Below are 13607 nucleotides of genomic sequence, written 5' to 3'. Positions count from 1 at the left end.
ATCATCCTTCCCCTAGAAAGACCACGCGCGCGTCAGAATTAGCCACAGTCTGATTGCGTTTGCCCAAAATATAATCCATTGAGGCAAACTGCTTCTCTGTGACCTTCAGAATAACTACATGTCCCTCTTTGGGCTTATTTTTGAGTACGCGCGATTTAACTGTGTTGGCCTGAGTATTGTTCAGCGTTAGCTTGCTGTACACGGAATACTGAAGCATGACCCAACCTTCACTGATTAAGAACTTCCGAAATTTGGCATAGGCCTTACGATTTTCTGCCGTTTGCATAGGCAAATCAAAAAAGAGTAATTGACGCATATATCGATAACTCATACTTTCTCCATATTTTCCCAAGTATATTCAAAAATCGGAACCTCATTTGACGCCTTATGCAGGCAATCAATGACTTTTTTCACATAAATTTCAGCAATATTGATTAAATATTTATCCTGACCTTCAAAATGATAGGTGCGATTATAGATTTCAAAAAGTTGACGTTTGATTTTGGGAAATTCTTCTATGCGATTACAATACACAATTTCGTCAATGAGTGGCCTGAAGGGTTCCATAAGGTCACTTGCAAGATTGTAATGATTGAAGACATTGCTGTGCTTGAGACCTAGCTGTGTCAAACAGCCATTTTTCACAATTTCCCGAGAAAAAATAGACAGTAAAAGGGCATAACCATAATCAAGACTGGCATTGATATCATTTGTTTGCTCACGAGTAAAATTTTTGCCAAAAAGTCCATTAAAATAAACTTTGGCTGCGTGCCCCTCACGGTTGCTTTCATCGTATAGATTGAGTTCATTGATATAACCCACAAGCATACCGTATTCCGTTTCTAAACCTTGGGATTTCAAATGTCTTGCTTGATTAGTGATTTTTTGCTTAATGACCGCTGTCCATACTGTCGCTTGAATGTCTTCCGACCAAGCAATTTGCTGGGCAATAGCTCGGCTTGAATCATGACTGCCGTAATAAGCTTGCAACTCCGCTGAAGGCAGGCGTTTTTCATCACAGAAAATCAATTTTATTTTGTAGCTGATGAGTTTGGCCACTAAAGCTGAAGTGATAACAATATCAGTAGTTTCAAGCATGAGAGTGTGAATTTCAGATAAATGGATTTTTTCAATCCTGTTAGCTGATTTGTAAATCAGAGCGTTATTTTGATAAGACAGCTTACTGTGTTGATTGACAACAACAATTCTCCAGGTCATAATGTTTGCACTTTCTGTTTTGTTTTGATACAATGTCTGTGTTAAAAAATACTTGAGAACTATTCAATTTAACACGACGAAGTTAAAATAAGCCGATGTATGAAACAATCCATCTGAAAGAAGTGCGTAATCAGCTCTCATGAGTAGGTCTGTCATCGGGCCGTTTTTTTTTATTGTTCAAATCAAAAATCAAGAAAGACTTGCGCCAAATTTGCTCAAGCCTTTTTGACTTCTTTGGATAGCTATTTTAATTTTTCTCTGGTTTCGTAAAGTCCTGTTACGGATTGATGAATCAAAGTTGATTCTGTCAAATCCATACCATATTTCTCAGTATTCAAAGATTTTTTTCCAGGTTTATTTTCTTCTTGTTTTTTCCAAGTTCTTTTGAACATTTTAATCAAGGATTCAATTTTTTCATCTAAGTTTTGATTTTCAAATTTTTCTTGTTCTGAACCATTCAAAATACTCTCTACAGAAATACCTTCAAACTTTCCAAGAGATGAAAAGAATTGATTATCAGCAACAAATTTCATATAAGATTTGAACTGTAAATTCAACTTCTTATGCAACATGTCCTCCCCAATCTCATGCTTAAGAGCTTCGATCCCTTTAATATTCATATCTATCACATTTTTATCTTTGCTTCTTGAAGTCTGCAGAATCCTGCTCAACAACTGATACTCCTCACGCGTTGCATGGTACTGTTTAAATGGCCATGTAAAACTATATGAGGTTATTAACCGTTCTTTTTCGTCTGCCATTACTACCTTAGAATTATTTGGAATTTTACCTCTAACTATCTTGATATTTGAAAAATCTTTGAATTGTTCTTGAAGATAATCCAGAGTATTTTTTTCAATCCTGGATTTAAAAACAACCGGAACACGGGCTAAAGTTATTTTATGATTTCCTTTTTTATCAGTATATGAAAATGCAATAGAATACGCTGAATTAAGATTATCAAAACCGCCATATTTCTCAACACTCAGATGAGTTTTTAAAGGAATAACCCCTTTCGTATCTCTATTTTTATTTGTCCCACCATAAAGACTTTCATCAGAAAATTTTCCTTTGTGTTCCTCAGTTTTCTTAACCACATTGACCTGCTTATAGCTCATAACTTTATCAATAGTGTTCAAAGCTTCATTCCGCTTAGCAATTAACTCACCTGTTTCAAGATTCACCCAATTTTCTTCTCGCATTGTCGTTAGGAACTGACGGAAGTTATTCTTGCGTGTCGTTGCGTATTTGCCCAGTTGTTTGAGAATTCCTTTATCATATTGCCCATAAACCAAAATTTTGCGCTGATTTTCTGGGAATGTCAGGTACAAATAATTAGCCACAACACCATTCAAATAAGCATCATGCGCATGATGGTAATCATTGATTTCACGGACTTTATAAAAACCCTCATGCAGCTTTTCTTGTACAAATTTACCATCTACAATTTTGCCACCAGCCTCTAAATAAGCCTGTAGTTCCTTTTCCGTGAGTTCTTCTTTAGCCAGATAAATCACACCTTTACGAAACTGGCTGGTCAAGCCGGCTTTAGGAGTCAAAATTTCAGTTTTATTCTCTTCAAAATAAGCGGTCAAAATTTGCGCTACATTTTTGGTGATTTGCCGAGTTTCGACGAGCTGGCGATTGATAAATCCAGTCAAATCTTTTTCACTCGGTTTATCGTCCTTCCACTGGTCTGCTTTGGTCAGGTTAGCATATTTTTTACGAGAAATCATGCCGGCATCAAGCAATATTTTCCAGTAACTACGCATGTTTTTAACCACTTCGCTAGATGGGACATCGCCACCTTTTTTCTGATTACTTTCCCTTGAAACAAGTACTTTATTATCCCAAGAGTTGTCTGTAGTATAAGTTTGCGGGATGATATGATCGACTTCATAACTGGATAAATGACTTAAATCTAGCGACTCTCCAGTATACATATCACGGCCGTTCTGCAAGTAGTAGAGGAAAACTTTTTCATTATCAAAATTTTGATTTTCATCTAATTTAATAGCATCACTGAGATTTTTTTGCAGGTCCTTAATCCTATCCACCCGCTTTTTTGTGCGTTTAGAGGTTTGTTTTTCACGCGCCATTTCAATAACCACACGGCTGATGTTCTCCTTGCCCAAAATCTCGGTCAGCTCATCTACAACTTTCAAACTCTGCCAAATACCGCGTTTGATGGCAGGACTTCCTGCTAAATCAGCCACTAAATCATAGGATAACTGATTGTTTTTGAGCTTACCCAACTGGGCTTTTTCAATCTGCTCAGCGAAAGTTTTGGACTTGTCGTTAATGAGCGACATGAAATTTTGATTATAATCATTGGCCGTGCGCAGATAGTCCATAATGGTTTTGCCGTCGTCTGTAAGGCCGTCCAAAAGTCGACGAGACAAACGTCCCCAGCCTGTGTAATGTTTCTTGGACAGCTGGCTAACTTGTTCAGGAGTAAGTAACTGACCCCTTTCATCGTTGAACTTCTTGATTTGCCGTTTGAGGATTTGATTGTCTTCAAAAATCGTTTGAAATTCTACTATTCTGTCAAAAAAGGCTACATTTTGTTTAATCAGCGCTTCGTCATCAACCACGCGCAATAAGTCTTGATAGGTGGTCATTTTGGTGTTAAAATTATTTTGAAGTTTATCTACGCCAAAGAACATTTCTTTACTGTAGGGTTCTTGCGTGATATTATTGCTGACTAGGCATTCATAAACATCTCTTTTTGAAACTGACCGCTTTTTCTTCCAAACTTTATCAATAAGGAGTTTTCGCGTTTTTGCATCAAATGGGTTTCTTCCATGATCAAAATAACCTGAAATCATCAGTTCTTGTAAGACAGTAAATTCTTGATACAAAAGACTATGTTGAGGTAAGACTTTTTCTTCGGGCAAGTAAGTATCAAAATTGGTCATCCGTTGAATGAATTCTACTGCTGATGCGTCTTTATCTACCACATTTTCAATATTCCAAGGCGTAATTTTTTCATCTTTTTTATCTGGTCGTTTTTGCATCCAAGCAAAACGAGATTTGTCAGATCTTTTCTGCCCAATTTCTCCCTGATTGGCAGGTGTCAGCGGACCAACGTAATAAGGGATCCTGAACTTTATTAAGGTTTGAATCTTGTATTCATTGCTGCCTTCAGCTTTTTCTTCAAGGAAAGCAAATTGGCTGGCTTGTTTTTCAATGATTTTGACCAGTTCATGTTCATGCACCTGATAAGGAATGGCACCATTTTTGAACATGCGTTGCTTAGGCAAATAAGTTTCAAGTTCTATTTGCTTGAAGATGTCTCGGACTTCTGGCAAATCTTTAAGTGGCTCTAAAAATTTGACCAAATATTTGTAGAAATTTTCTTGTGTAGCATAAGCCAGTTTTGGACCCTTATCAAAGCCTTTAACATAAGCTTTGTAATTGTTTTCCAAGTTTTTCTTGAACATTTCTGCGTATTTTTCTGCACCTAAATGCTCACGTACAAGAGTTTTCAGAGCTTTTAAATCACGCGCATGATTGTCATATTTTTCAATCATCGCAAGGCTCAATGACGGTTGTCCATTCATGATACCTGCCAAAATCATAGACTCATAAACTGCTTTAGCCTGTTGGATAATGATTAGTTCTTCTGGTTCTAAAACAGCTTCTAACTCGCCGTATTTCTCGTTAAAATTTTCTTTTGAAAAATATATATCTTTCGGCATGTCTTCATTCATTTTCTCAGCATACTCTGCCTTATCAAAAATGCCCGAAATATCTACTTTATTTCCAACAATGGCCTTGAAAATCGGTAATTCTTTCTTAAAGCCTAGAATATCTTTTGAAATCTGTTGAGACTTAGTAGATTTTGATATTTTTTCTTTGAGTATTTTTTCAATTTCAGATAATTTGCTACTGTCAAATTGCTCAACATGCTTACGAAATTCAGTTTCTTCAAAATCCTCTCGCCTAAAATAATCATTAAGACTACTAAAAAGCCTCTTAAGATTATCTTGAATGTTGATATTTTCAACATTCATCGGCAAACCCTCTTGAATAAAATGTCCTCGAAATTTAAGAATATGATGCATAGCCAAATAGATCAAACGTAAATCACTAACCTGATTATTCATCAAATGATGTCTCAAATGATAAATGGTCGGAAATTCCTTGTAATATGCCTTTTCCTCTGCTTCTGTTCTGAACAGTGGGTACTTTACAGGGTCTATTTGCTTATCTTCCAGCCATAAAAAGGACTCATTCAAGCGGGCGAAAAAGTTCGGATCTTGCTCGGCCATTTCACTGGAAAAAATTTCTTGTAAGTATAATAAACGCTCACGACGACGTTTCAAACGTCTGCGCGTACCTCTTTTCCCACGTGCATCCGCAGCTACTTGTCCTTCTTCAAATAAACGCACACCCCAAAAATTTTTGTGCACACGTTTGTCTAGACCGCCCACTTTCATTTTCTTGCTGACCAGACTAAAATCATCCTTCAAAACAGCCCAGCCGACAGAGTTTGTCCCGATATCAAGACTAATCGTGTAATTTTTCTTTGCTTTCATACACACCTCTTCAAATTTTTCTGTTCTACGTAATCATCGCTGAATAAAAATTATTTCTAGTAACATATTTTAATTTCTTATCCCCTTTTGATTACGCTTTCACAAATATTTTAACATATTCTCTCATGTTTTTAAAAATAATATTTTCATTTTTGTATAGGCATCACAATGACCTAAAGCTGCGCTAATGCTTATCAGGTTAGTTAGAGAAAAAACAAAAATTGGCTACTTTTGAAATCACTCTCCCTGTAGCATTAAAAAAATATCACTCATACTTGGCAGAGACAAAATGTAGAATTTGATAAAATTTTCAAACAAAAAATCGAGAGTGTCACTCTCGATTATTTCTTATATGAGCTCAACTTTAGGGAGACAACGTTTTTGTGACTTTTGGTACCAGAGATGAAATTCAATCAAAACGCATGGCTTTGAAATTTTCATTTTCTTGAGGAAATTCCTGTTTTATTTCCCCAATCTGACCGACTTCAACAGTAATCTGTCCTGAGAGAAATTCTGTCAAATGTCCGCCAAAGGTCTTGTCATCGCTTAAAAAGTGTAAATGAGCCCCATCACCATATAAGTCCTCCAAAAACTTAGGCGACCAAATCCCAACAATCGTTCCTGAGATATTTTTTTCCATGAAATATGGCTGTTCAGCCAATATTTCCAAATAATCCTTCGTATTCTTTGCGGGTTTTGAGCTAATTTCTACAACATCAAAGTGTCCTATCATTTTTAGACTGTAGGCTGTATTGCGCGTTGGGAACTTTTCTGTCAAGTCATGCAAAGTCTGCATCGTTAGACCGTTGACCTTATAAGTCGCAAAGGGTTGGTGATCAAGCACTGCAACATAAGGCAAAGTCTCTTCTGGCTTAACTAAGCGTACTTGATTTTCAGAATTGCCGTGATAAGCAGTACCGTCAATAATAATTACTTCTCCATCAGCACCATCTAAGGTACCAATGCCAATTTGTCCATATTTTAAAGCTTCTCCAGCAGTTATGGTTCCTTCGTAAAAACCACCATAAAGGGTATTAAAAGAGCCATGCTGAAAAATCGCACTCATTTTATTTATAAAACTTTTAACCATAAAAGCATTATAACATATACCCTATTTTTTGTCATCTGTTTTATTTATAAATTTTACCGCACTTTTATGTATTTCTTTAAGATTAATACCTTGCTGACGTGCTGCAAAAATGCAGCCACAGTAGCATTGACGGTAGATATCATATGCTTTGCACATCTCCACAGAGCGTTTCCAGCCATTGTTTTTCTTGAAGTCGCTGGGCAAATAGTGGACAGCATAGATTTTTTGCATGTCCAGACCAATCTCATTAATAAGCTGTCCGTTCTTTTTAGGGCTTAGTGTAATAGCTGTACCAAAGTAATCATAGCCAAGTTCTTGCGCCTTTTCTGCGACAATATCTAAACGCATCTGGAAGCAAGCTGTACAACGGGAAGCGCCTTCTGCTTCAGCTTCCAGATTGTGTAGCTTCACCATTCTCATAAATTTATTTGGTTCATAGGGTGCGGCAAGGAAAAGAACATTGTTTCCTGTTCTTTTATTAAATTCCTCAACAAAGTCTTTCTGAACTTTCTCGCGACGCTCGTACTCACTCCGCGGGTGTATGTTGGAGTTTGAAAAATAAATCGTCACCTCAGCACTTTGACAAAGATACTCTAAACTATAGGTCGAACAAGGAGCGCAACAAGAGTGCAGAAGAATTCTAGGGCGAAGCCCTTCAGCTTCCCAACTTTCACGCATTTTTTGATAGACACGGTCATAGTTAATTTTTTGATGAGGATTCATCTTTTCCAGTATCTCGTTAGCATTTTTCATGCTCTTATTTTAGCATATTTTATCTCAAGAGTTTTTGGGAGTTTAGCCTCTATAAAACTTTTCTTTTTAAGCTTTCAATCTTTACTGATTTATATTTTAAAACTCTTCCACCCCTCTCTACCTCTGACCACATTGAATACTTTTTATTTAAAACTATACAAGCCTATACTTCTTCTTTAATGCAGGAACTTTATCCTCCTCAAGCACCTAATCTATGGTATAATATCATATTATGACTATGAAAACTTCATTGGCAACTTTAGTTGGAAAAAGCTCACGTTTGATTTTGGAGAAAGTTTTTAAACGTGGCAGCACTTTGCCAGGTAAGATTGCTTTAAAATTTGATCCTGAAATTCTGACCAGTTTGACGAAAGATTATGAAATTATCGTAATCACAGGAACAAATGGTAAAACATTGACGACAGCCTTGACAGTTGGTATATTAGAAAAAGCTTTTGGTAAGGTCGTAACCAACACTTCTGGCGCTAATATGATTACAGGGATTACTGCGACTTTCTTAACTGCCCCTAAAGTAAAAAAAGGCAAGAAGGGTTTTGCAGTCTTGGAAATTGATGAGGCATCTTTGCCAAAAATCACGGAATACATCAAACCTTCTCTTTTTGTCTTCACAAATATTTTCCGAGACCAGATGGATCGCTATGGCGAAATTTACACAACCTATGACTTTATCGTGAAGGGAGCGGCCAATGCACCAGAGGCAACTGTCTTGCTCAATGGAGACAGTCCACTCTTCCATTCTCGTCCATTGGTAAATCCTGTCAAATATTATGGTTTTGATTATGAAAGTCATGAACCCAAGCGTGCCCACTATAACACAGAAGGTGTCGTCTGTCCGGAGTGCCAGCATATTTTAGACTATAAACTTAATACTTATGCTAATCTCGGAAATTATATTTGTCAAAACTGTGGTTTTAAACGTCCTAAACTAGATTATTATGTATCAGAACTGACTGACATTACAAATACTTCTTCTCAATTTGTCATTGACGGTACTTCCTATAAAATTAACGTTGGAGGCCTCTATAATATTTATAATGCCCTCGCTGCTGTCTCTGTCGCTGAATTTTACGGAGTTCCTGCTGAAACAATCAAGGCTGGCTTTGAACAGTCCAAAGCCGTCTTCGGTCGCCAAGAAACGTTCAACATTGGCGAGAAAACTGCCACTATCGTTCTTATAAAAAATCCAGTCGGAGCAAATCAAGCGCTGGAAATGATGAAGCTTGCAGACTATCCCTTCACACTGGTCACCCTTCTCAATGCCAATTATGCGGACGGGATTGACACAAGCTGGATATGGGATGCTAATTTTGAACTGATTCATGATATGACTATTGATCAGATATTTGTTGGTGGCGTGCGTTACAGCGAAATGGCCAGACGTTATCGTGTATCTGGCTTCGATGAGCGCAAAATTCATGAATTTGAGTCGCTCAGCCAAGTACTTGAAGCAATCAAAAATCAAGCGGACAAGCACATTTATATCTTAGCAACCTACACAGCCATGTTAGAAATGCGTGATCTTCTGGCACAAAACCACCTGATTGGAAAGGAGCTACACTAATGGTTTATACTTCTTTAACATCAAATTTAGACGATCCTAAATATGACCTTCGTGTTGCCCACCTTTATGGTGACTTGATGAACACCTATGGTGACAATGGCAATATCCTCATGTTGAAGTATGTTGGCGAAAAGTTAGACGCTAACATGACTTTCGACATTATTTCTCTGGAAGATAAGTTTGACGAGAACTTTTACGATTTGGTCTTTTGGGGCGGTGGGCAAGACTACGAGCAAGAAATTATTGCAGACGGCTTTAAAAATATAACAGAACCCCTCAAAGCCTATATTGAAGCAGAAAAACCAATGCTTGCCATTTGTGGGGGTTATCAAATGTTGGGGCAGTACTATATCAATGCGGCAGGTAATAAAATAAACTGCACAGGCATCTTGCCACATTATACGAAAAATCTAGGCAATGACCGTTTTATCGGTGACATACAAATCCATAATGAAGATTTCAACGAAACTTACTATGGTTTTGAAAATCACTCAGGCATCACTTATCTTGGTAAAGGGGAAAAGCCTTTAGGTAAGGTCGTTTATGGTGGCGGCAACAATCCTGACGACGACACCGAGGGACTTCACTATAAAAATACTTTTGGAACTTACTTCCACGGTCCCATTCTCTCGCGTAATGCACGTTTAGCCTACCGTCTCGTAACAACTGCCCTCTATCAAAAGTACGGGCAAGACTTGGAACTTCCAACTTTTGAAGACATCTTAGCCCATGAGGAAAAGGGGCAACAAGTCTCTGACCTTAAACGCAAGGTGGATTAGTGTTACAGCAGAAACTCTCAAGACTGCCGAAAAATAAGAGTAAATCATGAAAACAAAAAATGGAACCTTAAAGAGAAGACGGTTCCATTTTTTTATTTTCAGATAAAGTGAACTTTTACTATCTTTTTATGTCAATACAAGCTATTAGTCAATCGACTTCAAGGCACCTAGCATATCAACCTTTTTAAGTTTCCGATGAACAACCACACTCAGTCCTAAAGTTGTTGTTAAAGTTATGATAGTGGAAAGTAAAAGGTTACTCCACAACAGATTAGGATTAAACATCGTTAAATCTGTTGGCAGCATCGTGATAATCACATGGTGGAAGTAAGCCCCCAGACCAAAACCAACCAATATACCTAGAATGCTTAATAAAATAGTTTCTCGATAAATATAAAGAGTGACTTCTCGGTCGTAAAAACCTAAAACTTTAATGGTAGAAAGCTCCCTAATTCTTTCTGACACATTGATATTGGTTAAGTTGTAAATCACGATGATAGCCAGCAAAATTGCACATCCTATCAGTACAAACATGACACTATTGATACCATGCAAGAAAGCATCAATCGTCTTTTGCAAATCGTTATTTTGTGATACGGTAATCGCTCCTGGGCTTTGCATAAAGTCCACCGCCACTTTTTGACTCGCTGAATGGGAAGCATCTTGAAGCTGGAGGAGATTTGCATTAGGACTAAAATTTTCACCAAAAACTTTTTTATAATAGTTCTGATTCATAAACATATAGTGTCCCATATACATCTCAGCGATACCTGCAACCTTAACTTTTACTTCTTTATCGTTGGTAGTTTTCAAGACAACCTCATCGCCGACTTTAGCACTAAGAAGTCCAGCTAGTTTTTCACTGAGAATTGCCCCTTGATTCGATAAAGGCAAGATTTTCTGACTGATGCGATTGCGCAAAGTAACAAAGTTCCCAAAGTCTTGTTCATTTCCTGGTACCATAAGACTAATGTCTTGTCTGTTGTTATGAGCCTTTTGATGTAGCTGCTCAAAATGTACAGTCTCATACGCTTTGATATTCTCTGAGTGAAGGAAATGGTTGAGCTCGTCCTGCTCTTTTTGTGTTAAACTCTCTTGCGAAACAGCAAGCATATTATAATGTAAAATCTCTCCAAACTGTTTCTGACCTAGCCCTGAAATGGAGTCACGAATACCAAAGCCCATAACAAGGAGAGCCGTGCAGCCAGCTACACCCACAATCGTCATCAACATGCGTTGCTTGTAACGGAAAATATTTCGTGCTGTAACCTTATAAGTAAAGCTCATGCGTGACCAAATAGGCTTGATACGTTCCAGAAAGATGCGTGACCCTGCTTTAGGCGCTTTTGCTAGGAAAAGCGTTGCAGGTACACCACGTAACTCAGCCTGCGTTACAAGATAAGCAGGTAAAACCGTGCAGGCCAACGCAATCACAAAGGAAACAACTGTCCAAAATGGGGAAAAGGTCAAAATTAAGTCAGAAAAAGTTGACGATGCAGAGTAGGCATTGAAAACCACATAGGGCAGCACAATATGTCCTAATATTGTACCTACTGTTGCCCCTGCACAGGCAGATACAGCACCATATACAAGGAACTTCCTTCTAATTTGTGTATGAGAGTAGCCCAGTGCCGTAAGCAAGCCCATATTTCCTCGTTCTTCTTCTACAAAACGAGTCATTGTCGTCAAACTTACAAGTACTGCTATTGCAAAAAGAACAACGGGAAAGATGTCAGAGAGAGTATCAATCCTTGTAGAATTATCAATGAAGTTCTGATAACCAGGATTGCCTTCTTTACGGTTGTTCACTGTGTAGACGGGAAGAGGAAGATGCGCTAGCTTTTCTTCCTGCTCCTGTAGCTTACTTCTACTTTCTTCAAGTTTTTCCTTGGCTTCATTTAGGCTATCTTGCATGGCTTGAAACTGTGCATTATTCCCAAATAGAAGCTTCTGCTGATCCAGTGATACTTTCGCTTCTCGAAGTTTTTCTTCCTCAGCAGTGAGTTGCATTAAAGCCTTGTTTAGCTGCGCTTGTGGCTCACTTTTTATGTCCATCAAACGTTTCTGAGGTTGTTTGGCCAGCAAAGTTTTTAAAGCCTCTTGATAGTAATCGGATGTTGACATAAATGTACTGTCATAAGGACTAAGACCTTGCATAGATTTAAAACTTAAACGGGCAATCATATACACATCTGACTGAAAGACTTCAGGAGAAACAACGGCATAACCACTAAGTTGACCCGTTCCGACATTGGTTTGCCCGTAAAAATTTTTATCAACAAATTCACTTGATTTCACGAAACCAACCAGTTTAAATTCATGTGTTTTTAAAATAGAGCTGCCATTATTTTTGCCTTCAGTTACACGAATAGTATCTCCAAGCTTGTATTTATCTTGATGAAGAAAGTCCAAAGCCATTTCATTCTTTTCTTCTGGCATTCTTCCTGATACAAGCTCGTAGGTCGAAAGCTTTTCCGCTTGCGAAAAGAGTCGGAGAGCAGTCTTTTGATCAGGAAGAAGGACATCTTGAAAATAGCCAAAATCAGCTGTTTGTAGGCCTTCCATCTGACGGATAAGTGCCTGATCAGAACTATCTAAACCAACTGTTGAGGTCACACTCATATCAGCCAAATGATGGCGTGCATAAAATTCCTCAGCTGTCGCACGCATATTGGGACCAGATAACTTTAAGCCAACAAAAGCAAAGACACCTAAAGCCATAAGTGAAAAAATAGACAGAAAACGTCCCAACGAGCCGGTAATGGAACGTCGAATACTTTTATGGAGTGTTTTTGTTTTCATAGCATTACCACTCAATCATTTCGATATCTAAAGGTTTCTCATTGACTGTGATTTCCTTAACTTTACCATCATGAACATGAATAATACGATCCGCAATTTGGCTAATCGCAGCATTGTGTGTCACAATGATAACTGTTGCCCCCTGAACCCGTGCCATATCTTGTAGTATCTTCAAGACCTGCTTTCCTGTTTGATAATCTAAGGCTCCAGTTGGTTCATCACAAAGAAGAAGCTTCGGATTTTTAGCAATGGCACGTGCAATAGCAACACGCTGTTGCTCACCACCTGAAAGCTGTGAAGGAAAGTTGTCTAAACGATGCCCAAGTCCCACACTTTTTAAGACCTCAACAGGATCCATAGCATTCTCAACAATTTCTGAAGCAAGCTCTACATTTTCCTTTGTCGTCAAATTATTAATCAAGTTATAGAATTGAAAAACAAAACCAACATCCCGCCTACGATAGGTAATCAACTCCTTAGCAGAAAGTTCAGCAATATTTGTCCCATCTATGACCACCTGACCCTCATCACTAGAGTCCATTCCACCAAGGATATTCAAAATAGTGGACTTACCTGCACCAGAAGTCCCTAAAATAACAGCCAATTCACCTTTTTCAATGCTAAAATTCACATGGTCATTGGCATATATTTCTTCTCCTCCAGATTGGTAAATTTTTGATTCGTTTATTATCTCAATATAGGACATGTGTTCCCCCTGTAAGCGTTTGTATTACTCTATTATACCATACTCTCACCCCTCATTTTATTGGTTTAATTACAAAAAAACGCCAGCCTAAAAGCTCACGTCTTCTTATATTCGGCTCTGTCAACTCTGCGGTGGT

9 protein-coding genes are annotated in these 13607 nt (G+C 38.0%); 2 read left to right on the top strand and 7 right to left on the bottom strand.

All coding sequences use genetic code 11. The features are described from left to right. Window position 1: 1 nt before the first annotated feature. The 5 genes from cas2 to B4H39_RS02275 all read right to left on the bottom strand — a co-directional run bounded on the left by cas2 (window position 2) and on the right by B4H39_RS02275 (window position 7602). Window positions 2-331, bottom strand: coding sequence for a CRISPR-associated endonuclease Cas2 (gene cas2, locus B4H39_RS02295; RefSeq protein ID WP_202230244.1), 330 nt, complete (start codon window positions 329-331; stop codon window positions 2-4). Next, entirely contained in the window at window positions 328-1218 is an 891-nt protein-coding gene (gene cas1 / locus B4H39_RS02290; protein ID WP_202230243.1) for a type II CRISPR-associated endonuclease Cas1, read from the bottom strand. The genes cas2 and cas1 overlap by 4 nt, the downstream gene beginning before the upstream one ends. Window positions 1219-1460: 242 nt before the next feature. Further along, window positions 1461-5759, bottom strand: coding sequence for a type II CRISPR RNA-guided endonuclease Cas9 (gene cas9, locus B4H39_RS02285; protein ID WP_286927482.1), 4299 nt, complete (start codon window positions 5757-5759; stop codon window positions 1461-1463). 409 nt (window positions 5760-6168) lie between these two features. Beyond that, the gene (locus tag B4H39_RS02280) at window positions 6169-6849 is read right to left on the bottom strand and encodes an acetolactate decarboxylase (protein WP_251421212.1); all 681 of its coding nucleotides are present in this window, start codon (window positions 6847-6849) and stop codon (window positions 6169-6171) included. Between the two features lie 21 nt (window positions 6850-6870). After that, a complete protein-coding gene (locus tag B4H39_RS02275; protein ID WP_251421214.1) occupies window positions 6871-7602 on the bottom strand; it encodes an epoxyqueuosine reductase QueH in 732 nt (243 codons plus the stop codon). A 232-nt stretch (window positions 7603-7834) separates the two neighbouring features. On the opposite strand from B4H39_RS02275, the gene murT reads away from it, so the two are divergent. Both murT and gatD read left to right on the top strand, forming a co-directional pair. Beyond that, window positions 7835-9184, top strand: a complete 1350-nt coding sequence (murT, locus tag B4H39_RS02270) for a lipid II isoglutaminyl synthase subunit MurT (protein WP_251421216.1) — start codon at window positions 7835-7837, stop codon at window positions 9182-9184. Then, on the top strand, window positions 9184-9963 hold the full coding sequence (gene gatD / locus B4H39_RS02265; RefSeq protein WP_251421218.1) for a lipid II isoglutaminyl synthase subunit GatD: 780 nt from the start codon (window positions 9184-9186) through the stop codon (window positions 9961-9963). The genes murT and gatD overlap by 1 nt, the downstream gene beginning before the upstream one ends. A 144-nt stretch (window positions 9964-10107) precedes the next feature. Here the strand turns inward: gatD and B4H39_RS02260 are convergent, their stop codons facing one another. Both B4H39_RS02260 and B4H39_RS02255 read right to left on the bottom strand, forming a co-directional pair. Continuing rightward, window positions 10108-12765 carry an FtsX-like permease family protein gene (locus tag B4H39_RS02260; protein ID WP_251421220.1) on the bottom strand — a complete coding sequence of 886 codons (2658 nt, stop codon included), beginning with the start codon at window positions 12763-12765 and terminating at the stop codon, window positions 10108-10110. Between the two features lie 4 nt (window positions 12766-12769). Continuing rightward, window positions 12770-13471: an ABC transporter ATP-binding protein gene (locus B4H39_RS02255; protein ID WP_202230236.1), complete on the bottom strand. Its 702-nt coding sequence runs from the start codon at window positions 13469-13471 to the stop codon at window positions 12770-12772. Window positions 13472-13607: the final 136 nt, after the last annotated feature.

It is taken from the genome of Lactococcus sp. UBA7128 (assembly GCF_002492185.1).
Lineage (GTDB): Bacteria > Bacillota > Bacilli > Lactobacillales > Streptococcaceae > Lactococcus > Lactococcus muris.
This window is presented reverse-complemented; position numbering and strand designations above follow the sequence as displayed.